17 protein-coding genes are annotated in these 22,450 nt (G+C 64.7%); 8 read left to right on the top strand and 9 right to left on the bottom strand.

What is annotated here, in order from left to right; genetic code table 11:
• The first annotated feature begins 60 nt into the window (after positions 1-60).
• Positions 61-1,059, top strand: a complete 999-nt coding sequence (locus ABD089_RS02390; protein ID WP_343884601.1) for an MDR family oxidoreductase — start codon at positions 61-63, stop codon at positions 1,057-1,059.
• Positions 1,060-1,533: 474 nt separating this feature from the next.
• On the opposite strand, the gene ABD089_RS02385 is transcribed toward ABD089_RS02390, so the two are convergent.
• From ABD089_RS02385 to ABD089_RS02370, 4 genes are all read right to left on the bottom strand, one after another.
• Positions 1,534-1,857: a hypothetical protein gene (locus ABD089_RS02385; RefSeq protein WP_343884600.1), complete on the bottom strand. Its 324-nt coding sequence runs from the start codon at positions 1,855-1,857 to the stop codon at positions 1,534-1,536.
• A 22-nt stretch (positions 1,858-1,879) separates the two neighbouring features.
• A complete protein-coding gene (locus ABD089_RS02380) occupies positions 1,880-2,329 on the bottom strand; it encodes a hypothetical protein (RefSeq protein WP_343884599.1) in 450 nt (149 codons plus the stop codon).
• Positions 2,330-2,363: 34 nt separating this feature from the next.
• Positions 2,364-3,494, bottom strand: a complete 1,131-nt coding sequence (locus tag ABD089_RS02375) for an NAD(P)/FAD-dependent oxidoreductase (protein WP_343884598.1) — start codon at positions 3,492-3,494, stop codon at positions 2,364-2,366.
• A 141-nt stretch (positions 3,495-3,635) separates the two neighbouring features.
• On the bottom strand, positions 3,636-3,878 hold the full coding sequence (locus ABD089_RS02370; RefSeq protein ID WP_425560016.1) for an antibiotic biosynthesis monooxygenase: 243 nt from the start codon (positions 3,876-3,878) through the stop codon (positions 3,636-3,638).
• Positions 3,879-4,362: 484 nt separating this feature from the next.
• Between ABD089_RS02370 and ABD089_RS02365 the strand changes: the two genes are divergently transcribed.
• Complete coding sequence (locus ABD089_RS02365; RefSeq protein ID WP_343884595.1) at positions 4,363-5,574, top strand: MFS transporter; 1,212 nt, start codon at positions 4,363-4,365, stop codon at positions 5,572-5,574.
• 188 nt (positions 5,575-5,762) lie between these two features.
• On the opposite strand, the gene ABD089_RS02360 is transcribed toward ABD089_RS02365, so the two are convergent.
• Positions 5,763-6,548, bottom strand: a complete 786-nt coding sequence (locus tag ABD089_RS02360; protein WP_343884594.1) for an MBL fold metallo-hydrolase — start codon at positions 6,546-6,548, stop codon at positions 5,763-5,765.
• Positions 6,549-8,223: 1,675 nt separating this feature from the next.
• On the opposite strand from ABD089_RS02360, the gene ABD089_RS02355 reads away from it, so the two are divergent.
• Positions 8,224-8,994: a hypothetical protein gene (locus ABD089_RS02355; RefSeq protein ID WP_343884593.1), complete on the top strand. Its 771-nt coding sequence runs from the start codon at positions 8,224-8,226 to the stop codon at positions 8,992-8,994.
• A gap of 14 nt (positions 8,995-9,008) precedes the next feature.
• Complete coding sequence (locus ABD089_RS02350) at positions 9,009-9,353, top strand: hypothetical protein (RefSeq protein ID WP_343884592.1); 345 nt, start codon at positions 9,009-9,011, stop codon at positions 9,351-9,353.
• 103 nt (positions 9,354-9,456) lie between these two features.
• On the opposite strand, the gene ABD089_RS02345 is transcribed toward ABD089_RS02350, so the two are convergent.
• The 3 genes from ABD089_RS02345 to ABD089_RS02335 all read right to left on the bottom strand — a co-directional run bounded on the left by ABD089_RS02345 (position 9,457) and on the right by ABD089_RS02335 (position 11,042).
• The gene (locus ABD089_RS02345) at positions 9,457-10,125 is read right to left on the bottom strand and encodes a helix-turn-helix domain-containing protein (RefSeq protein WP_343884591.1); all 669 of its coding nucleotides are present in this window, start codon (positions 10,123-10,125) and stop codon (positions 9,457-9,459) included.
• 103 nt (positions 10,126-10,228) lie between these two features.
• Positions 10,229-10,534 (bottom strand): helix-turn-helix domain-containing protein, encoded by a 306-nt coding sequence (locus ABD089_RS02340; RefSeq protein ID WP_343884589.1) that lies wholly within the window; start codon positions 10,532-10,534, stop codon positions 10,229-10,231.
• Positions 10,509-11,042 carry a hypothetical protein gene (locus ABD089_RS02335; protein WP_343884588.1) on the bottom strand — a complete coding sequence of 178 codons (534 nt, stop codon included), beginning with the start codon at positions 11,040-11,042 and terminating at the stop codon, positions 10,509-10,511. Before ABD089_RS02335 ends, ABD089_RS02340 begins: the two co-directional genes overlap by 26 nt.
• A gap of 602 nt (positions 11,043-11,644) precedes the next feature.
• On the opposite strand from ABD089_RS02335, the gene ABD089_RS02330 reads away from it, so the two are divergent.
• The 4 genes from ABD089_RS02330 to ABD089_RS02315 all read left to right on the top strand — a co-directional run bounded on the left by ABD089_RS02330 (position 11,645) and on the right by ABD089_RS02315 (position 20,702).
• Positions 11,645-12,613, top strand: coding sequence for an IS110 family RNA-guided transposase (locus tag ABD089_RS02330; RefSeq protein WP_343884587.1), 969 nt, complete (start codon positions 11,645-11,647; stop codon positions 12,611-12,613).
• A 134-nt stretch (positions 12,614-12,747) separates the two neighbouring features.
• Positions 12,748-15,717, top strand: coding sequence for an SNF2-related protein (locus tag ABD089_RS02325; protein WP_343884586.1), 2,970 nt, complete (start codon positions 12,748-12,750; stop codon positions 15,715-15,717).
• A gap of 60 nt (positions 15,718-15,777) precedes the next feature.
• Positions 15,778-17,724, top strand: a complete 1,947-nt coding sequence (locus ABD089_RS02320; protein WP_343884585.1) for a site-specific DNA-methyltransferase — start codon at positions 15,778-15,780, stop codon at positions 17,722-17,724.
• On the top strand, positions 17,724-20,702 hold the full coding sequence (locus ABD089_RS02315) for a restriction endonuclease (protein WP_343884584.1): 2,979 nt from the start codon (positions 17,724-17,726) through the stop codon (positions 20,700-20,702). Before ABD089_RS02320 ends, ABD089_RS02315 begins: the two co-directional genes overlap by 1 nt.
• Positions 20,703-20,712: 10 nt before the next feature.
• On the opposite strand, the gene ABD089_RS02310 is transcribed toward ABD089_RS02315, so the two are convergent.
• Positions 20,713-21,876 (bottom strand): tyrosine-type recombinase/integrase, encoded by a 1,164-nt coding sequence (locus ABD089_RS02310; RefSeq protein ID WP_343884583.1) that lies wholly within the window; start codon positions 21,874-21,876, stop codon positions 20,713-20,715.
• Positions 21,877-22,450: the final 574 nt, after the last annotated feature.

Raw genomic sequence — 22,450 nt, 5'->3', positions numbered from 1 at the left:
CGCACTCGAGGTCCGGCCTGGTACTGGAATTGTCGCGGCACACGTGAGAGAACTGGTGGCATGACCTTCACCGCATGGATCGTCCGCGAGACCGAATCCGGGGCCCAGGCCGCTCTGGAGAGCCTTGACGAGAACATTTTGGAGGACCTGGACACGACCGTCCGCGTCACTTACTCCGGCATCAACTACAAGGACGCCCTGGCCCTGCGGGGGCGCCCCGGCGTGATCCGCAGGCACCCGCTGATCCCGGGCATCGATCTGGTCGGCGAGGTCGTTGAGAGCCGCCACCCCCGCTGGAGCGCCGGAGACCTGGTGGTGATGACCGGGGCCGGCTTCGGTGAGGAGCACCATGGCGGGCTCTCGCAGCTGGCCAAGGTGAGCGGCGACGACCTGGTGGCGGTACCCGATGCCTTCTCCGCACACCAGGCCGCGGCCATCGGCACCGCTGGCTTCACTGCCTCGCTGAGCCTGCTCGCCCTGCAGCGCGCGGGCATCACCCCCGACCGCGGCCCCGTGCTGGTGACCGGCGCCGGTGGGGGCGTGGGTTCCGTGGCCCTGGCCCTGCTGGCCGGGTCTGGCTACGAGGCGCATGCCGTCACCGGCCGCCCCGATCAACTGCGCGACCAGCTCACGTCACTCGGCGCCTCGACGATCGTCTCCCGCGAAGACCTGGACACCGGCGGCAAGCCGCTGGCCAAGCAGCGCTGGGCGGGCGTCATCGACGCCGTCGGCGGCGCCCCGCTGGCCAGCGCCCTGGCCTGCCTACACCAGGAGGGCGTGGCCACCACCTGCGGCCTGGCAGCCGGCCCGAAGTTCGCGGGCAACGTGATGCCCTTCATCCTGCGCGGCATCTCGCTGCTGGGTATCGACTCGGTCCGCACGCCCGCTGATCGCCGCGCCGCCGCCTGGCAGCTGCTGGCCGAGGCCCTGGCACCGCAGCGACTGGACGGCATCACGCGCACCGTAGCCCTGGCCGACGTGCAGCAGACCGCAGAGGAACTGCTGGCTGGCAAGGGCACCGGCCGCACCGTCGTGGAGGTGCCCCCGCTGGGCAGCTGACCCCCAGATCGCGGCTGGCGGCCCGCGAGCCCGCCGCACGGGGCCACACTTCTACAGCGAGCCGCTGAGCACCCGTGCCCGGTTCAGAACCGGGTGAGACCGTACGCCGCGCTACCCCTCGGCGCGAGTCGGTTGTTGTCGTTGGGCGAGGCCTTCTATTCCCTGCCATGCTCAGGTGGATCCTGACAGCGCGTCGCCAGGACCATGTGCGATGCACCACCGCTCATCAGCGTGACGTGCGTGCTGTCATTGCCGGGTCCGGTGCCGGGGTTTTCCTCGGCCCCTGCACAAGTAGTGGAGTTGGGCTCAGCAGCGTGTGATCGGGTGGTCGACGGGGGTCGGGGCTGCCCGCGACGAGCGACGGGATAACGGTGCGTTCCCAGGGCGCACGAAGCTCGCCCGGACCCATCTCCAGGATGCCGACGCTTGGATGCCGACGCGTGGAGCCTTCCAGATGAGGTCACTGCGGCCAGCTCACCTCGCCAGCCCGGCCCTGTCGAACTCCTGCTGCAGCCCGGACGACGGCGATGAACCTGGCGCCAACTCACGAACGATGGCATCGAAATCATCGCCTTGGCCAGCAGCGACGACGAACCCTCGGGCGCGAACCAACAGATTCGCCGCCACGCGGTAATGCCGCTCACCCGTCTCACGGAGCTCATAGTCGGCCAACCGAACCAAGACAGGAAACAGCCTCGCCGCGATGGGAAAGGCGCCTCGCCTCAGCCAACTCACCCACAGCCAGCGCCCGTTCGGCATCAAGGCCGCGCGCCGCGCCCAGTCAATGGCCCGCTCCACGTCTGCAATCTCAAGGAATGCCTCACCCGTCTCCAGCGCCCACGCCGCAACCGACCCGTCCCTGGCGTAGGTGGCGATGTTGCCGACGAGGGTGTCGGCGCCCGCACCGACGCGTATGCCACCGGATCCACAGCAAAGAAGTCGAACTGGACTTGATCATCCACGCCACCAGCCGTGCCGCCGGCACCTTCGCCGCCGTTGCCGTCACCGGATGCAGCGCGATCAGACGCCGACAGGCATCCCCGATGATGCCGGCCGAATCATCGGCACGCATGATGATCCGAAGCGACGACATCAACGCCCGATGACACACGTCATGGACCACCGAAGCATCCTCGACGCCCACCGCCTCCTCGAGAATGTCAACCGCCTCGTGCATCCGGGAACCGTGCTCATTGGCCGCCCGATACCGGTGCAGGTCGCCACTCGAGCGGATCAAGGGCAAGACCTCGTCGGCCAGGTCGCTTCGCATGCATCCATCCTGTCATCGCTGACATCCGCACTGGCTAGCCCTGGGCCTCGCCGAGGCGCGCTTCGGGCGTGAGCTCGGCGGAGAGACCGCCGCCGGTCGCAGCCCGGGCAAGAGCGCGCCCCAGCGCGGGTGCCTGCTTGAACAAATTGTGACCGGCCACAAAAAGGACAGAGCCTGCCTCCCACACGGCCACGCCGTCCTCACTCCACGGGAGGTCGGTCACCCAGCAGTGAAGGAAGTCGCGCGGCTCTGGGTGGAGACCGGGCAGCGCCCGTGTCACGTATTCGCGTGCGCGTTCGTCCAGCGATCGAATCGCCGCAGGGTCGATGAAAGTTCCGTCCTCGCGGACGCCGACGGTGTCGCTGAGTCCGACCGAATAGCTGCTGTTGCCCGGTAGCGGCGTCGCGTAGACGCCGACTTCGCCGAAGACGCCGCTGCTGTCCTGCAGGCACGCGACTCGGGCCGGGGCGGCGGCTTTCACGTCGAAGGTCAGCCGGACGTGTGCGGCAAGGCGAACCGGCAGCGACAGGCCGACGCTGCGCGCCAACCGGGCGGTTTCGCGGCCGGCGCACACGACCACCTTGGAGTAGACAGCCCGGTCGGTGACGCTGCGCACCTCGACCGTCCCGTCGGCACGTGGATCGATGGAGATGACCTCCCCGGTGGTGACCGCATCTGCGAGGGCACCCGTGAGTGCCGTGATCGCGGCGCGGGTGCGGATCGCGCCGCCCGACTCGTCGAACACCGCTGGCCCCGAGTACCCAGCGAGCAGCGGCATTCGCTGGGCGACCTCGGCCGCGTCGATCTCGTGCGCTTCCACGCCGCCGACCTGGTCGAGCACCCGCAGCCGCGCCAGGGCGCTGTCTCCGATCGCCAGCACACCGTCTGATGAGACCAGTTCGACGTCGAAGTGTTCGGACCACTCATCCCACACGCCGCGGCTTTTGCGCGCGAAAGCGACGAGGCGCGGGTCGTCGTGGGCATGCCGGAAGATCCGCGACTCGCCTGCGGACTGACCCTTTCCGGGCAGACCAGCCTCGTACAAGCGCACCGGCACGCCCTGCTCCCGCAGTGCGTACGCCGTCGACAGACCGACGATCCCGCCCCCGATCACCGCTACCTCGGGTGAACGCGTCGTGGCAACGCCGTCGTCAGTTCCTGTCATCGCGTTCCTCGATCTGTTGGTGATTGGCGATAGGCCGCAAGAGAAAGGGGCCGCTGCCACGACGTCAGCGGGCTGTGCGAGCCCTAAGTCACCGCGCGCATCGACCCCTCCTCTCTGGGCCAGTACTCCCGGTCTGTGGTGTCAGGCGGGGAGCTTGGAGCCCAGTACGTCGAGCTTTTCGATCGTCGGTTCGGAGAACAACGTGCCGGTCTGCTCGGCGAGAGCTACCGCAACAGGGCCGGACAGGTGGGCGTCACGTCCGGCGTCATCAGGGAACACGTCGAAGATCCCGAACGAGGTCGGCCCCAGGCGGATCGCGAACCACGCGGTGGTCGCCTGCTCGTCCTCAGCAAGCGCACGGCCGCTGTCAAGGAACTCCTTCACGCTGTCCTCCTTCCCGGGCAACGCGTCAAACCTAACCAGCAATCCCTTGGTCACACGCATGACTTCTCCTCTTCCTTTGTCGTCGTGCCTGTGAGTTGAGACGTTATCGCCTCGGAGAACGCCGGCAGGCCCTCCGGCGAGCGGCTGGTGATGGGATTCTTGTCGACCACCACGTCCTGTCGACGACGTCGGCGCCGGGTTGCGCAGGACGGCGCGAATGCTCGGGAACGACGTCAGGGTGCGACCGGAGGCCACGCCCCAAACCTCATAACACACTGGCCTGCCTTGACCTGCTAACGTCCGTCGAATCATGAGGGTTCTGGACATCATCGACGACGAGGGTGAGATAGGCCGGACGCGGTTCGTTCGCGTCCAGCACCCCTGACCCCCCTTTCTTGTGAACCGTGGACGACGAACATCCACGGCTGGTGGTCATGCACGAGTGCGGGCGCTCCACCCGACCACTCAAACATCAGGACCACCCATGACATACGACCACCCCACCAACGCATCCGCACGCCTTGGCCACCGTCGCCTCGTCGCGCTCACCTTCAGCCTGCTCGGCCTCCACGTCGGCGTCCGAGCCGTCCAGCTCGCCGATCAAGCCATCGCCCTTGACCTCGAGCCCGGACAACTCGGCACCGGCGCAAGCCTCAGCGCTGTCGCAGGCATCATCACCCTCATCGCCGGGGCCCTGCTCGTCGACCGCTTGGGCCGACGCCCCATTCTCGCGCTCGGACTGATCGGCACCGGCGCCAGCTTCTGGGCCCAGGCCGTTGTCACCAACTACCCGCAATTCCTGGCCGCCAGCCTCGGCTACGGCCTGCTCGTGAGCTTCCTGGACCTGGCCGCCAACACCCTCGGCTCCGACGTCGAACGCAGTGAAGGCCGCGAACTCATGAACGGCTTCCACTCTTGGTTCAGCCTCGCAGCCTCCGTCGGCGCACTGCTCAGCGCCGTCGGACTGGCTGTCGGATCCGGCTACCACTCAGCCTTCATCCTGCTGGGCGCTGCCATGGCACTGGGCGGACTATGGGCGGTACGCCGATCGCTGCCGCCCAGCACTGCACTTCCACCCATCAGTGCCTTACACGAAGAAGCCCCTGCACCCCACAAGCAGCCCGGGCGTCGCCGGATGCCCAGCGGCGTGCTGCTGGCAGCAGCCATCGTCACCTTGTGCTTCTTCGGCGACGGGATCCTGGAGACCTTCCTGGCACTGCTGGTCCGCCACAACGAAACCGCTCCGCTGTGGCTTTCCGGCATCACGCTGGGCCTGTTCCACCTCGCCTCTTGGCTGGGACGACGCCTCTCGCAGCGCGCCATCACTGCCTGGGGTGAGCGACGGGTCCTCGTCACCGCCGCCCTGCTGGGAAGCCTCGCCATGACCGCGAGCCTGTGGCTCACCCACGGCTGGCTCGCAACCCTGGGCTTCGCCCTGGTCGGGTTTGCGCTGTCCCCCATCGTCCCGATCGGCTTCTCGCTCGCGGGGCGCCTGGCGCCAGCAGGACGTGAAGGGGCCGCGATTGGACTGGTGAACGCCTTGGGCTACGGGGCCTTCATCGCCAGCCCCGCCGCAGCCGGGTTCGTAGCCCACCACTCCACCATCACCACCGGAGTCGGCCTCGCCGCGATCACCATGCTCGGCATCGCCGCCGTCGCACTCGCCCTTCCAGCCGAACGGAATTCGGGCGCCTGAACCGAGCACCTTGCACCCTCGATCCGGCCGGCCAACAAGTGGCCGTTGTTGCTGCTGAGGCTGACGTCATGGCCAAGGAGAGCCTGGAACTCGGCAGCCACCAGCGGCATGTTCGAATGTTCGAGGAGTTGGGCATGCCCGCTCTTGGGGACGCTTGCGCTGGGGCCCCCGTTGCGGTGACCTTCCGATCAGGATGTAAGGGGGATCGTCTGCCCTCGATCGACCAGACGCAGGTCGCCCGGGGCGGCGTCACGGGCGAACCGGGCGACGAAGTCCTCGCGGGGGGACTTGAAGACCTTGTAGTCGTCGAAGTGGATGGGGGTGGTCACCTTGGGACGGATCGCCTGCACCAGCTTGACTCCTTGCCGGTCGTCCATGGTGACGGTCATCCCGGCAATCCTCGTGCCACCCAAGTGGACCACCATCGCGTCGATCGGCCCGCACCGTTCCACGACGCGCTCCAGGTCGCGGCGGAACAGGGTGTCGCCGGTGATGTAGGTGCGGAACGGCCTGCCGGCACCGGTGTCCAGCTCCAGCACGCTGCCCATCACCGGTGGCAGCAGGAAACGCATCGGTCCGCGGGCGTGCTGACCCGGCACCGAGGTGATGCGTAACCCGACGCCGGCGGCGGCGAGCTCTGACGACTGCCACGGCGCCAGGGCCTTGGCGTCGAACTCCCACTTCTCGAGCCGGCGCGCCGCCTGACGTGTGGTGTAGACCGCAGGGGTCCGGTCGAGCTCCCGCCGGGCGATGCGGTCGAAGTGGTCCCCGTGCAGGTGGGACAGCACGATGGCGTCCACCTGCGGCAGGTCTTGTGGCTGGACAGAGGGCTCGGTCAGCCGTCGGCTCACCAGGCCCTTGCCCAAGTAGGCGAACTGGCCCCGGTGCAGGAAGTTCGGGTCGGTCAAGATCGTGAACGGACCGAGTCGCAGCAACGTGGTGGCGGTGCCGATGAATTCCAGGCTCGCGTCCATGGCTGACTCCTCGGTGTCTAGCTGAAGAAGATGGGCGAAATGACAGGCCCAACGGCCCAAGCCGCTGGCGGGTCGGCTCACCTGTTGACCATCAGACCACCGACCGTGAAGCCTCGTGACACCCCGAAGGGTGCGACTGGGGTGCCAAACCCCTGTGAAGGTCAGACGCAGGAAAGGCCGGTGAAGGCATCACGCCGAGCGAGCAGTACGCGGCCCAGCGGGTGGGCTGAAGGCAGGGCATGGGGAGCTCGCGACTTGGCGAGGACGGCCCCCAAAAGGAGGGTTGCCGATCAACGCCCGCGCATCGGCATGAGGGCAATGTCACGATCCTTCTGCCATGTAGTTCCGGTCACGAGACTGAGACTGCGGGGGCGCCTCGCATTGTTGCTTCTGCGCTGGTTACTGCTCGAGCGCTGTTTGAGCAGCGCGTACGCGTGGCTTCCTTGCGCGGCCCGTTCCCGCCCCATCCTGTCGAACCACGCGCGAACCTGTTTCGGCGTGATCGACGCCACCGCCTCATCCCCGAATTCGGGAAGGATCAGCCAATCCAACAGACTCCCGTACAGGGCCTTCGTCCTCGGTGTCAGATCACGCCTGGCCACCTCGTCCGGGCCAGGTCTCGGAACACGATCTCGACCGGAGCCTCCTCCTTCACCAGCTCGGGCTGGGGAGCCACCGGGGGCTGCCACTCACCAGGCTGATCGACCGTCACCGTTCCCCCGCTCATGAGCGGAGTTGCGACTGGGCACGCCTGAGTGGACTCGGACATGATGACTTCCATTTCGTTGGGCTTACGTCGGGGTTCAGATGTCCCAACAAGTCCCCCGGAAGCCCCTTGGTGCTCATCGGACCGACACATGGAACAAGGCGTTACCCCTAGTCATCTAGGAGAAACGCCTTGTCAGATGAAGCTCTTGAATTGGTCGGGGCGACAGGACTCGAAGAGGGCGATGGCCAGAGCGTTCCCCCGATTCACTAGGCGTTTCTCCTGTTGGGAGGTGGGCCGGTCGGGTGTCCGTGTCTCTCGCGTGTCTTTCGACTGTGGATTACCTCAGCCTACCCGGCGACTCGATCCGCGAAGCACGGCACAGTCACCCAACATCATCAAGCAATCCTGATGCGCTGAGATGACCGACCAGATACGTGAATCTCGCCGGCCCGTGGATCCGGCCAACAAGCCCACTCGGCTGGATGGGATAGTCGGCGCAGGAGACACCATGGAGACTTGGATTCAACCCTCGTGGCGACGAAGGCAAGTTCTCCGGCGACCGGATGATCGCCAGCGCGATTCCGTAGGCAGAAGCGACCCGCTGAAGGAGCGCTGAGAGGACAAGCAGAACGCGCCCCCCAGTTCCGCCTTCTGTAGAACGAGAAGTGCGCGTCACCCACACCGGCGCACATCACCGTGAGGTCAGGAGATGCAGTGTCGACACCACCCCGGACGTTCTCCGTCACGAAGGACGACGGCTCGCATTGGGCGATGCAGTACGGAGCCCACGGAGTCACATGGATCCCACTGCCCACCCCTCCGGACGCCACGGCTCCCGTCCGGCCGCCAGCGTTCGGAATCAACCCGTACGTACATGCCATCACGGCTGTAGCGGACTCGGCGGCAGGGATCTTCGACGCGTGGCAGCGGCACTCCCAGTTGGAGTGGGAGCGCACAAATGCAGAGGTGGCCCGCCACGGAGAGTGGCTGGCGGACATGATCGGACGTTGGGGGCAGGCGCACTCGTCCACCCTCGGGATCGACCTCCGGGTCAGCGAGTACGTCGGACGCGAGGCCGACGCGATGATGCGGCTCCTAGTCGAGAACAAGAAGGCTGCGCTGCCCCAGTCGATGCTCTATGAGCTGGACCAGATCCAAGAGGCGCTTCGCGGCTACCGGAGGACCCTCGGCGACCAGTTCGACGCCTTGGCGGCAGACAGCGAGATCGCGCTGGCCGAGGTGGTCCACGAGGCACTGCCCCACCGCTCGCTGAACCTCGACTTCCTGCACCTCCTGGCTGAGGATCCGGCAATTCGTTGGACCCAGGCCGTGCAGGCCAAATCGACCGGCGACTTCGGGCGAGAACTGAGCGTCATCGTTCGTGACCCGGGGCAGCTGCACCAGCGGCTGTTCGTGAGCAATGAAGTCGAACTCTCGCCCGCGGAAGCACCACGACCCGGCATCTTGCAGAAGTTCGTCCGACTAGTCACGCCGGCGCTGCCCAGGCTGTTCGAGGGGGACTACAAGTCCGACGCCTGGGAGCGACGTGATCAGTACCGGGAGCTGTCGCTCTTCGCCGCGGAGGTAACCCAGTCCAGGGCCCTCACCGCAGCCTGGCTGGCGACCGCTGACGTAGTGAGCGCCGCCCACGGTCGTCCCCTCGAAGTCCGGACGGATCACCACGGCGTCAAGCTGTCGCTGGGTTCGTCCGTGGCCCGGACGGCGATCGAAGCCTGAACCAGGAGGACGAAGTGTCAGTTTCGCCGGAACAGATCGCGCACGACTTGGCGATCGTGTACGTGACCAATCGCCATGCCATTGATGTGTCTGGCAGCTTCTATGTGAACTCGACCGAGGGTCTTGGAGGAGCCATCGACAGCATCTCCGGTGGTGGAGACGTCGAGAGCACCACGCTGCCGGACATCGACAGGCACAAGACCGTCACGGTGCCGGATGGGAAGAAGCGATTTGGGCTCTTCCAGCCCACCAAAGAGGTCGAGACGAGTGAGTTCGTCATCGATGACACGTTGCGCGCGATGATCAGCGACTACCGAGCTGCTCACGCTCGTCTCTTGGAACTACTGGCCAAGGAGTAGCCAGGGACCTGAGGCGTTGATGCCAACCAATACCGGAGCAGTCCCACGTCACCGGCGACCCGCCACGCCTCGGCCGGGACCGGCGTGGCGCTTGCAGGAATGATCACCGCCACGATCGGATCACCTCGGCAACGGCATGGTCCTCACGGGGACCACCCAGATCAGCAACATCCGCAAGCGCCGCAGCCAGGTCGACCCGAGGTTCCTCCTCAACGTGGATTCGCACCGGTCCGCGCGGATCTTGCTCCAACCAGAAGTCCGCGACCAGTCCGCGAGCACCCTGCTTGGTCACGTGCAGGTCAATGACCGACCCCATCGCGAGCCCGAGGCGAGGGTGGGCCGCCCCTGCCGCCGCGCACCGATTCTCTTGGAGAATGTCGTCCACGCTCCCCCGCATCGAGAATCGGTGAATGGGATGTCGCTTGGACAGCCACGACCGCAGCAGTTTCGACGGCTCACTGGCTGCAACCAGCCGATCCAGACGGCCGCGAAGCCGATGCCGCTCAGTGGCGCTGAGACCGCGAAGATGCCCCACGGCAGGTTCACCTTGAGCCACGGCCATCACGTCGAGAAAGGCCGTCGCCATCCGAGGGGACATGGGTCGCGCGCGGCCGCGACGGGCATCGGCTGCCTGGGCCACATCTGCGGCGTCGACAACCCAGGAGCTGCCCACCTTTTCGGCAGGCAGGCTGCCGTCAGCGATCAGCCGCGCGACGACGGTGCGGGAGACCCCCAGCCGCTGCGCGACGTCATCAATGGACAACCCTGACATACACACTAATGTGTCACTGCTGACACATTAGTGTCAACCTTCGACGCCAAGAACACCGCAGCACCGAGGGCGAAGTGGCCGCGGTCACCGCGCGCGAATAGCCTCATCGCGTGCGAATGGCCTCGTCGTCGGGCGCATCGGCATCGATGTCGCCAGCGAGCGTCGCGAGCGCCGCGTGACGCTTGCCCTTTCGCTCGAGGATGTATCGCTCCATCTCGGACGCCCTGACCTTGCGATGCACGCCCACCCCAGCGGCCTCGATCGCTCCACGGTCGATGAGTCTGGCCACGATCATCTGGCTGACACCGAGATGGTCCGCAACTGCCTCGACACTGAGCAGTTCTTCCGCCTGACCCTGGACCAGGTCACCCCGTTTGGCCATGTCACGGACGTCCAACGAGCGGCTCATCGTCGAGCCAGTCGACGTCCGCGGACACAAGCCCGGCCGCCACTGCCTCAGCCGTGCCGCGCCACGACGCCTCAGCTTCCTCCAGCAGGCGCGCCTGTCCAGTAGAGAAGGACGCCAGGGCGGCGTCCCTGAGCTCTTTGGCACAGGCCGACCGATCCTCGGGAGTCAGCGCCATCATCCATGGGTACACCTCAGTCATCGCCGCAACCGGTTCAGCCTGCCCCCGCAGCAGAGCTTGCATGAATTGGGCAGCAGAGTCCAGCAAGTGGTCCATCTCGGCAGCCCGTCTCGCAGCCATCAACACCATGGGTTCTCCATCCCGGCGAGTGACCGTCACCGGCCCCTGCTCGGCCTCGGCGAACACCTCGGCCGACTTCTTGCTCAAATCGGAGGACCGCCGCGTCACCGTCATGACATTGCCCACGAATCGCCCCGAACGCGCACTCCTCACCGTGGCACGCACAGCAGAACGCTTGGTCGCCTTGGAAGGGGTCTCGATGGATGCCATGCCACCATGATATTTCGGAACATGTTCCGAACTCCACCGCCTTTGGGACCGGCGCCCAGCGACAGCCCTTGGACGGGGCCGCATCCGGTGGACTTCACCGGCTCGGGTGGCGTCCACCGACCACCACGAGCGTCGTGCTTCGGATCGCCGCAGGCCCCGCCACGCCGGTCACCATCCGGCCCCCAGCCTGCCAGCCTTCGTCCAACCACTCCCCCTTCCGCCTGGAGCCCCTGTCCCTGTCGCGTCCATCGGTCCGGATCAGCCACCGCTGTCTGCCGCCGAAGAACCCTCGACATCCAGAACAACCCCGATGTCACCGCTCGGTGCTTACGACCCCCGGACAAACACCGACCATCGAAGCGCCACACACCTCTTGCATCCATGGTGGGCTTGTCCTGTCCCCGGCTCTGCCGAGGACCCGTGGCGTCGCCGGAATGGCTCTACCTCTTGCTGCCGATCCCAGGACCTGGCTCAGTCATAGTGGCTGCCTTCCGGCGACGCTCCCCACCGGCCGTCGTCGCTCGATAGAGGCATGGGCACCCGCCCAATGGATGCATGCGCCCGGCCGGCCCCACGGAACACCGCGCGAAGGGAAACCACACATGTACGCAGGAATCGACACCCACAAGGACACACTCGCCGTCGCCGTCGTCGACCACCTCGGCACGGTCAAAGCCATAGCCGAACACCCCAACACCCACGCCGGCTACGCGGCCATCACCGCCATGCTCACCCTCCATCATGTCGAGCGCATCGGCATCGAAGGCTCCGCCAACTACGGTCGCTGCATCTCCGCGCACCTCGCACTCGAGACCGACCGACCCTGGCAAGTCCTCGAAGTCCCCACCCTGCGCACCAGCAGAGAACGCGCCGCCCAACCCAGCCGAGGCAAGACCGATCCCATCGACGCCACAGTCATCGCCCGCATCACCCTGCGCGACAACGACCTGCCCCCAGTGCGATACTCCGTCGGACCCGCTGCCGACCTCCGCAGCCTCATCGACTACCGCGACGACCTCATGGCCGAACGCACAGCCCTGGCCAACCGCGCCCACATGGACCTCATGGGGCTGTTCCCCGGCTACCAGAAGACCATCACCACCCTCACTCAACGACGCCACCTCAACGCCGCCATCGAGCTGGTCACCAACGACCCCCGCAACAACAGCGGCACGCGCCTCACCCAGATCTACGGCGTAGGCCCCCTGGTCGCAGCACGGTTCCTCGCTCTGGTCGTCGATGTCAACCGCTACCCCAACCGCGACACCTTCGCCTCTGCCAACGGCACCGCACCCATCCCCGCATCATCCGGACGCACAGTCCGCTACCGCTTCAACCGCGGCGGGAACCGCCAGCTAAACCGATGCCTATACACGATCGCCCTCACCCAGATCCGAGCTGATACCCCCGGCCGCATCTACTACCAGCGCAAGATCTCCGAAGGAAAGACCTCCAAGGAAGCCCTCCGCTGCCTCAAACGAAAGCTCTCCGACACCATCTACAACACCATGCGACGCGACCAACAGCCCGTCACCGCAACCTCCCCCACCTACCTGAAAGAAGTCGCATGACGAACCCCTGTACATAGAGGCCCACTCACGGCCAACTCCCGAGGCCGAGCGGCTCAGTGCATCGTCAGCAGTGGCTTGCGCCTGTCAGCAGAGAGCAGCCGCTACGGTAAATGCCAGTCCAGTTAGGAGATCACGTGACCGCAGTCTCGGCAGGCGCCAACCCCACCGACGAACGGTCTCCTGGCCATACGAGCCCGCGGCTCGGAAGCGGCGGCATGACCGACTACCAGGCGAAGTACTACGCCCGCGAGTTGCAGCGCAGCTACGCGAACGATCACGTCGGCAAGCTCGCCGGTTTACTGTTCGACGCCCAGGTGGAGCCGAAGCCGCACCAGATCGACGCCGCCCTGTTCGCGTTGCAGACACCGTTCCTGCCGGGCGTGATCCTCGCTGATGAGGTGGGCCTCGGTAAGACGATCGAGGCGGGCATCGTCATCTCGCAGTATTGGGCCGAACGCCGCCGCAGCATCCTGATCGTCGCCCCGTCGAGCCTGCGCCAGCAGTGGCAGCAGGAGCTGTACGAGAAGTTCCTGATCCCGTCCGCCATCCTCGACCCGAAGTCGAAGGACTCGCTGCTTGACGCTGCGGGCGGTCGCTCGGCGCAGGTGTTGATCTGCTCGTATGAGTTCGCGCTCCGGCACGAGACGTTGCTGCTGAAGGTCTGGGATCTCGTAGTCGCGGACGAGGCGCACCGGCTGCGCAACTACTGGACGGGTAAGACGAAGGCCGCCGAGGCGGTGGCGCACATCGTCAAGGGCGCACACAAGACGGTGCTGCTGACGGCGACGCCGCTGCAGAACAAGCTCGAGGAGCTGTACGGGCTGGTCTCGATCTTCGACCCGGACTATTTCTATTCCCTTGATGCGTTCCGGGAGCGGTACGTCAAGAACCGAGACCTTGGCGGTGACGACGACCTGGTGGAGCGTGTCGCGACAGTCTCGAAGCGTACCTTGCGCCGCGATGCGGACAAGTACATCCACTTCACCAAGCGCCTACCGCTGACGGTTGAGTTCACCCCGTCGCCCGACGAGGCACGGCTCTACGACTTGGTAAATGACTACCTGCAGCGCTACGAGCTGTTTGCCTTCGCCGGGAGTCAGCGCCACCTCTCTGCCCTGATCATCCGCAAGCGTCTCGGCTCGTCGACCTACGCGGTCGCGAGCACGCTGGAGAACATCGCGAATCGTCTGGCCGATGAGGTTGCCGCTGGGCAGCGCCGCGACGGCCGCGGCGGCCTCGTGGCAGCAGACTTCGCTGTCGACGACGAGATCACCAGCGAGGAACTGGAGGAGGCCGACGAGATCGACGGCACGGCCACAGGTGCCCGTGCGTCGTCGTTGCCGCTAGACGAGTCGTTGCTGGAGGCGATGCGTGCCGAGGTTGCGGAGCTGCGCGAGTACGCGGCTCTGGCTCGTTCGATCACCGAGAACCAGAAGGCGGTCAAGCTTGGTGAGGCGCTCGATCTGGGCTTCGAGCGGCTGCGTGAGCTGGGTGCTCCTGAGAAGGCCATCATCTTCACCGACTCGACCAAGACGCAGGAGTACATCGCGCGCTCGCTGCGGGAGGCCGGTCGCGGCAAGGGACTCGTTCTATTCAACGGTTCGAACAACGGGCCGGAGCAGACCGCGATCCACCAGGCGTGGCTGGAGAAGAACAGAGACGGCGACCTGGTCACCGGCATCGCCGCCGTGGATCGTCGCAAGGCGCTCGTGGACTACTTCCGCACTGAGGGCACGATCATGATCGCGACCGAGGCTGCGGCAGAGGGCATCAACCTGCAGTTCTGCTCGATGCTCGTCAACTACGACCTGCCCTGGAACCCGCAGCGGGTCGAGCAGCGCATTGGCCGTGTGCACCGCTTCGGGCAGAAGCACAACGTCGTCGTCGTGAACTTCTCGAATAAGGGCAACATCGCCGAGCAGCGCATCCTGGAGTTGCTGACGAACAAGTTCCAACTCTTCTCCAGCGTCTTTGGCGCCAGCGACGAGGTGCTCGGCGCGATCGAGGACGGGCTGGACTTCGAGAAGACGATCAGCGACATCCTCACCCGCTGCAGAACCGCTGACGAACTGGACTCCGCGTTCAAGGAGCTGGAGGCGCAGTACGCGGGCGAGATCTCGCGCGAGATGGCCAGCGCCAAGGCGAAGGTCTTCGACAACCTCGACCCCCACGTCCAGGATCGCCTCAAGGCCTACGACACGCAGTCCGGCGAGGTGCTCAACAAGTTCGAGCGCTTGCTGCTCGCGGTAACCCGGCACGAACTCGACCAGCACGCCACCTTCGAGGGCGACGGGCGCACCTTCGTGCTGAACCGGACCCCGGTGAAGGACGCGCCGACCGGGCTCTACTTCTTCAAGTCCCAGCCGCTGGAGAACGCCCACCAGTACCGTTACGCGAGCCCGCTGGCCCAGCACGTCGTTGAGACCGCCAAGACCCACGACACCCCGGCACGCGAGCTGACGTTCTCTCTCGGCCTGTCGGAGCGTGTGAGCAGCGCGATTCGTGCGCTGGAGGGCACCAGCGGCGAACTCACCGTCAGTGTTGCGACCTTCCGGATGAGGGCGCGCGACGAGGATGTCTCCGAGTCCTACATGCTGGCCGGCGCCCTGACCGATGACGGCCAGTGGCTCGATGAGGAGTACGTCGCGGACATCCTCGACCTGGCCTGCATCTCGGTTGGAGAGCAGCCCGTGGCGATCGATGCGGCACGCTTCACGCCGCACCTTGATGCACGACGGTCGGAGCTGGAGAAGGAAGTCCAGGGCCGCAACTCCCGCTACTACGACCAGCAGGAGGAACTGCTCTACCGCAACCAGCAGGACCGCAAGGCCGAGCACGAGGGCAAGATCCGCGAGTACCGGGCGAAGGAGAAGGAAGCCCGCAAGCTCGCCCGGCAGGCCGACGACCCGATGGAGCAGCTGCGCCTCAAGAAGGAGGCCCGCAAATGGGAGCAGCGTGCAGAAGAGGCCGACGAGGACTTCCGAGATACACGCAAGAAGCTCCGCGCCGAGGCCGATAAGTACCTCGAGCTGATCGAGCAGTCGCTTCAGGGAACCCAGGAGACCGAGCACCTGTTCACGATCCGATGGCGGATAGCCACATAGACCACGGGCCATTCACAAACCCGACACTAATTGTTAAAATCATGAAAGAGAATCATCTGAATGACTGACGATATCTACGAAACACCATCCACTACTCTGAACTTCCAGACTGAGCTGGCAGCGCAGCTTGCCGATCTGATTCCCGAGGCCATCGCCGACGGCAAGGTGGATGTCGAGAAGCTCAAGGAACTGCTCGACGGCGACGTAGCCGATGGCAGCGAGCGGTTCGGACTCTTCTGGCCCGGCAAGAAGCGCGCCCTCCGTGCCGCGCAGGAACCAACCACGGCGACGCTTAAGCCTGACTTCGAGAACTCGAAGGACTGGGACACGACCAAGAACGTCTTCATTGAGGGCGACAACCTTGAAGTGCTCAAGATCCTGCAGAAGCACTACCACGCGAAGATCAAGATGATCTACATCGACCCTCCGTACAACACCGGCAAGGACTTCGTCTACCCGGACAACTACAAGGAAGGTCTCGACACCTACCTCGAGTGGACACGTCAGGTCAACGAGGAGGGCAAGAAGGTCACGACGAACGCCGAGACCGAGGGCCGCTACCACTCCAACTGGCTCAACATGATGTACCCGCGCCTCAAGCTGGCACGGAACTTGCTGATGAGCGATGGCGTGATCTGTGTTTCGATCGATGACCATGAAGTTGAGAACTTGAAGCGACTGATGCTGGAGGTTTTTGGGGAGGATAACTTCCTCGCGCAACTCATCTGGGACAAGCAGCACTCACAGCAGCAGGGAGTGTTTAAGAGGTATCACGAATATGTGCTCGTGTTTGCTAGAAATGCAGTTCGCCTTGGTGGTATACGTGGCGGAGAAGGCTTCATTGAAGCGGGAGCCCTGAAGAAGATTTCTCGAGCGAATCCGGCAAGCGAGTTCACTTTCCCGGCTGGAACGCGTTTTGACGCGCCTGACGGGTTCGAGCTTAAAGGTACGTACGGAGACTCTGAGAAGGTTTCGGTAGTATCGGGGCGATTCCTTGCGCGCAATGGTGCAACCGTCGAAGACGTGACTCTTAGCGCGGGATGGACGCAGAAGAATCAGATGACCTCCTGGTTTTCTGGGGCGGAGACGATCGACAGTAAGGGGCAAAGGGTCGTCGAGTTCTACTTCAACAGCGCCGGAAAGCTCAAGTGCCGCAAGGAGCGTGGAATGATCACGCCGCCTTCAATTCTTCCACGTTACGGCATGGTGAGTGAGCAAACCTCGCAACTGGATGCGCTAATGGGAGGGCACTACTTTGACACACCCAAGCCTGTTGAAATGATCAAGGACTTGTCGCGATGGTTCACCGCTGGTAGTGACACAATCATGGACTTCTTCGCAGGGTCGGGGACTACTGGACAGTCGGTGATGGAGCTAAATGCCGAAGACGTAGGAACTCGTCGGTTTGTGCTGGTTCAGTTGCCCGAGCCTCTAGATGTTGACACCGCTGGTGAACGTGAGGCGGCGCTGTTCTGCGACAGCGTCGGAGCACTCCGCAACGTCGCTAGCCTGACGAAGGAACGGCTTCGCCGAGCTGGTGCATCAGCCTCAGAAGTCAACCCCGCGGCTGATCTTGACGCTGGATTCAAGAGCTACGTCCTAGCCGATACGAACTTCGCCAAGTGGCGACTGTCGAGCGATGTTGAGGAGGACGCGCTGCAGCAGCACCTGCTCAGTCTTCGTGATAGTGCGACCGACGATGCGACTGCCGATGAGCTGCTCACCGAGATCCTGCTCAAGCAGGGCTACTCGCTGACCGAGGCCGTTTCACCTGCCGAGGTTGCTGGCCTTGACGTCCGGCTTGTTCGCGACCGTGACGGCGACATCGCCGTGTTGGCGTATTTGAACGAGCACGTCAAGCCGACGCTTGAACAACTGCGTGCGCTCGTTGACAAATCTCCGACGCGGATCATCGTGCTCGAGGACGCCTTCCAGGGCGATGACGAACTCAAGACCAACCTGGCCCAGCTCGCGAAGAGCAAGGGCATTGAGCTCTGGACGGCGTGATGAGTAGCGGGTTCAAGTTCGATGACAGCCAGCCGTATCAGCTGGATGCGATTGCGTCGGTGGTCGACCTGTTCGACGGGCAGCCGAAGGATGCGGAGAAGCTGGTCACGACCTTGCGCGGTGCGGCGGTGCTGCCCGACTCGGATCAGGCCGCACTTGATATCGATCTCACGCAGGAGGTCGGCGCCGTCGGCAACAGCCTGGTGCTTGACCGGGATCTGATCCTCGCCAATCTGCAGCGGGTGCAGGACCGGAACGGCCTTGAGGTGGCGTCGGCGCTCGCCGGCGACTCGCTCGACTTCGATATCGAGATGGAAACTGGTACCGGCAAGACCTACGTCTACCTGCGCACCATCTTCGATCTGGCCGTCCGCTACAACTTCACAAAGTTCGTGATCCTCGTGCCGAGTGTTGCGATCCGCGAAGGTGTCAGCACCAGCATCCGCCTCATGCGCAAGCACTTCGAGAACATCTACAAGCCGCAGGGCATCACCTTCGATGCCTCCGTCTACAGCGGCAAGAGTGCCGAGGAAGTGCAGTCGTTCGCGACCTCGACGAACGTCCAGATCCTCATCATGACGATCGACTCGATCCGCGGCAATGCGAACACCCGCATCATCCACCAGACCCGCGACAAGCTGAACGGACTTCGGCCCATCGACTATGTGAAGGCCACCCATCCGGTGGTCATCATGGACGAGCCGCAAAACATGGAGTCGAAGCTGGCGCAATCCGCCATCGGAGATCTGGACCCCATGTGCGCTCTGCGCTACAGCGCGACGCACAAGACCCAGCGCAACGTCGTCTACCGGCTCGACCCCGTCGACGCCCACGACCTCGGCTTGGTGAAGCAGATCGTTGTCGCGGAGGTGGCGCAGCAGGGTGCCGACGCGACGCCGTACATCAAGCTGCTCGAGGTACGTCGTGAACCGTCGTGGTCAGCCCGGCTCGAGTTGTCCTGTCGCAAGGCGGACGGCTCCCTCGAACGCCGCGCTGTCAGCGTGAAGCCTCACCAGGAACTCTCTGATCCGCGATTGACGAACAACCCGATCTACGAGGGTTGCCGCATCAACGAGATGAGCATCGAGCCCGCTTATGTCGATCTCACCACCTATGGCTACCTCGGTCAGGGGGAAAGCATCGGCGCCTCCGCGGGCGCGATCTACAAGGAGATGATCCGCGAGACCGTCCGCGAGCACCTGCGCAAGGAATCGATGCTGCGCGCCAAGGGCATCAAGGTGCTCAGCCTCTTCTTCGTCGACAAGGTCGCCAGCTACCTGGGCGACGGCACGAACAACGACGACGCCAATGGCGACTTCGTGCAGTGGTTCGACGAGGTGTTTATCGAGGAGCGTGCGAAGTCCGCGCGCTACCAGGAGCTGCTGCCGCAGGCGCCGAGTGAACTGCGCCGGGCGTACTTCTCCCAGATCAAGCGCGGCAAGACAACCACCTTCCAGGACTCGTCCGGCACCACCAAGGCCGATGACGACGCCTATGAACTGATCATGCAGCAGAAGGAACGGCTGCTCGACGAAAACGAGCCCGTGCGCTTCATCTTCAGCCACTCTGCCCTGCGCGAGGGCTGGGACAACCCGAACGTCTTCCAGATCTGCACCCTTCGTGAGATGGGTGCCGAAACCGAACGGCGCCAGACCCTCGGCCGTGGACTGCGCCTCCCCGTCGCCAAGACCGAGGACGGCTACACCCGCGTGGCTGACCGTGGCGTCGCGACGCTGACGGTCGTGGCGAACGAGTCGTACACGAAGTTCGCGGACGCGCTCCAGCGTGAGTACAAGGACGCCGGTGTCGAGATCGGCCGGGTGCGCCGGGCCGAGTTCTCGAAGATCCCGCTGCAGGACGAGAACGGTGCGCTCACCGATGACCAGTTCGGCTACCAGCGATCCGTCCTCGTGTGGGAGCACCTCAAGGACAAGGGCTTCATCGACAAGGACGGCGCGGTCACCTCGAAGTTCCAGCCGAACCAGCTCGGCTTCGACCTCGGCCTGCCCGTCGACTTCGTCTGGGCTGAGCCGATCATCATCGAGCTGGTCGAACGTGCCAATATCGGCAAGTACGTCAAGCCGATCAGCAAGCGTCAGCCGCGCGTGCTCAACAAGCAGCTCTACTCGACCCCCGAGTTTGAGGAGTTCTGGGAGACGATCAGCCAGAAGACCACCTACCGCGTCAGCGTCGGTCGCAACCAGCTGATCGAGAACGCCATCCGGGCGATCCACGAAGCACCTAAAATCGACGCGCTGCGCATCCAGGTCACCCGCGCCGGAGTCAAGGTACTGCGAGGCGGCGCCAAGGGTGAAGAACTCGGCACCCGCTCGGCCGATCTCAAGGGCAGCTACGACCTGCCTGACATCATCACGGAGCTGCAGGAGGCGACCTCTCTCACCCGCAAGACCATCGTCGACATCCTGATCGGCAGCGAGCGGCTGAGCGAGTTCATCGGCAACCCCAACGACTTCATTGCGATGACCAAACGCGCCCTCCAGAGCGAGCTGGCAAAGATCGTGGTCGACGGCATCCAGTACGAGCGAATCGCTGGCTCGGTCTACGAGCTTCGCGAGTTGCAGCGGGACGGCGAGGAGGAGAAGGAGCGCTTCCTTGACCAGATGTACAAGGTGCAGCACACCCAGAAGACCGATTTCGACTACGTGGTTTTCGACTCCGACGTGGAGCGCCAGTTCGCGGAACTGCTCGATTCCCGCGAGGACATCAAGCTGTTCATGAAGCTCCCCGCCAAGTTCAAGATCGATACTCCGGTCGGGCCGTACAACCCCGACTGGGCGATCATCAAGCAGGAGGACGGCGAACATCGCATCTACATAATCCGCGAGACAAAGAGCACGCTCGACGACTCAAAGCTCCGCCCTACGGAGCTAGCCAAAATTCGCGCGGCCAAGCAGCACTTCGAAGCGATTGGTATTCATGACTACAGCAGATCCACCCCTGCGCGTTGGGAGTTGTGATAGCGGGGCACTATTGCGCGAGTGCGGATAGTCTGCAGGCCAGCTGCTGGTCGCGCTCCGCACTCGCGTGCTGGTAGCGCATCGCCATCTGGGCGGTGGTGTGCCCCATCCGGGCCATCAGCTCCGCCGTCGTCGCCCCGTTCTGCGCCGCCAGGGTCGCTGCGGTGTGCCGCAGGTCGTGGAAGGTCAGGTCGTAGCGGCCCATCACATCCCGGGCCTTCTCGAATGCACACCGAAGGCCCTTCTCGCTCATCGGACCACTCCCCCGTCCGGGGAAGAAGAAGGCCGACGGGTCGCCGACGTCCACCTGCCAGAGCCACTCCCGCATCATCGGCAGCAGGTGCGGCGGCACGGCCACGTTCCGCACGGCAGCTGGGGTTTTGGGCGGGCCGATGATGACCCGTCCCTTCACTCGGGTCACGCCCTGGCGCACGAAGATCCAGCCCTCGTCCACGTCGACGTCGCGAACCCTCAGCGCCCGCACCTCCCCCGACCGCAGCCCGCACCACCCCGCGATCAGCACCGGCAGCGCCGAACGCAACGGCAGCTCGGTCGCCACCCGTCCCAGTTGCTCAACGGTGGCCGGTTGCATCAGCCGCGTCGTCTTGCGCTTGCCCGCAGACCGCAACCGGCACGGGTTCGACGAGATCAGCTCCTCGGCGACGCACGCCGCCATGATGGACTTCAGCAACGCGTAGGCGTGCTGCCTCTGCGTTGGCTTGTCCGCATCCAACGAGTCGAACCAGGCCCGCACCTGCCGCGGCGTGATCTCGTCCACCTTCATCTGCCCGAAGGTCGGCACCAACAGCCGGTTCAGGATCCCGGTGTACAGCTCGCGCGTCTTCGGCGTCAGGTCACGCCGCTCGATCTCCGTCCTGGCCACCGGCTCGAACTCCAGCACGACCTCCGCCACCGGAGCCTCCACCTTCGCCGGCGGCTCCCACTCCCCTCGGCTGATCGTCCGCTCCACCTGAGCCAACCAGCCCTCGGCGTCGATCCGCGCCACGAAGGTCCGCGGCGCGTTGTACAACTGCCCGTCCGGGCCCAGGTAGCGCGCCCGATACTTGCCCGACGGCAGCTTCGTCAGCCGGCCGAAGTCGCGCCGCGGCGCCCGACGCTGCGTTCCCCCGGTGTTCCCCCGCTGCGGCTTCGTGTTGCCCTTCGGCCGGGTCACGTTCCCCCGCGTGTCCTCGCCTGCGTTCCCCCGCCGCGTCGATGTGGTCGTCCTGGCCATGGCAGCCTCATTTCGTGTCTCTTGCGTGTCTTACGAATGCCCACACAAGGCCACTTCTGCCCCTTCGTGCCCACCTCACCCCGAACAAAGTTCAAGGCGTTCCCCCTAGTCAACCTAGGGAAAACGCCTTGTCATCGATCTTCGTGAAACTGTCGGGGCGACAGGACTCGAACCAAAGGACTTCACCCGCGTTCCCCCGCTTGACTAGGCGTTTCCCTTTGACCTGTGAGGATTCGCCGCGCTCCGTGGGACATACGTGGGACTTGGGTTCGAGTCTCTCACGCCGTCATGGGTGGGCGCGGGGTCTGCTTCTTGCGACCACGGTTGTTGATCCGAGGAAGGCTGGGGCCTGCCAGTCTGGCCGAAAGGTCATGATGCACTGCTGGGCACGCACCCGGTTCTGGGGTGCTGCGAGCGACCACGCTTCGGCCGTTGTGGCCAGGCACTTTGGGCCGCCCCCTTCATTCGGTCCGGTCGCTCTGTGAGTCGTCGGTTTCGATTTGATGGGTGCGCA

The sequence above is a fragment of the Luteococcus sanguinis genome (assembly GCF_039527675.1).
GTDB classification, from domain to species: Bacteria; Actinomycetota; Actinomycetes; order Propionibacteriales; family Propionibacteriaceae; genus Luteococcus; species Luteococcus sanguinis.
The sequence above is the reverse complement of the archived record's forward strand: the minus strand, read 5'-3'. Positions and strand labels throughout refer to the sequence as shown.

Coding starts and splice junctions, on each gene's coding strand:
- ABD089_RS02340 (WP_343884589.1), bottom strand. CDS start 10,534: ATGAGCCGCTCGTTGGACGTCCGTGACATGGCCAAACGGGGTGACCTG.
- ABD089_RS02330 (WP_343884587.1), top strand. CDS start 11,645: ATGTACGCAGGAATCGACACCCACAAGGACACACTCGCCGTCGCCGTC.
- ABD089_RS02380 (WP_343884599.1), bottom strand. CDS start 2,329: ATGCGAAGCGACCTGGCCGACGAGGTCTTGCCCTTGATCCGCTCGAGT.
- ABD089_RS02315 (WP_343884584.1), top strand. CDS start 17,724: ATGAGTAGCGGGTTCAAGTTCGATGACAGCCAGCCGTATCAGCTGGAT.
- ABD089_RS02365 (WP_343884595.1), top strand. CDS start 4,363: ATGACATACGACCACCCCACCAACGCATCCGCACGCCTTGGCCACCGT.
- ABD089_RS02320 (WP_343884585.1), top strand. CDS start 15,778: ATGACTGACGATATCTACGAAACACCATCCACTACTCTGAACTTCCAG.
- ABD089_RS02335 (WP_343884588.1), bottom strand. CDS start 11,042: ATGGCATCCATCGAGACCCCTTCCAAGGCGACCAAGCGTTCTGCTGTG.
- ABD089_RS02360 (WP_343884594.1), bottom strand. CDS start 6,548: ATGGACGCGAGCCTGGAATTCATCGGCACCGCCACCACGTTGCTGCGA.
- ABD089_RS02375 (WP_343884598.1), bottom strand. CDS start 3,494: ATGACAGGAACTGACGACGGCGTTGCCACGACGCGTTCACCCGAGGTA.
- ABD089_RS02345 (WP_343884591.1), bottom strand. CDS start 10,125: ATGTCAGGGTTGTCCATTGATGACGTCGCGCAGCGGCTGGGGGTCTCC.
- ABD089_RS02390 (WP_343884601.1), top strand. CDS start 61: ATGACCTTCACCGCATGGATCGTCCGCGAGACCGAATCCGGGGCCCAG.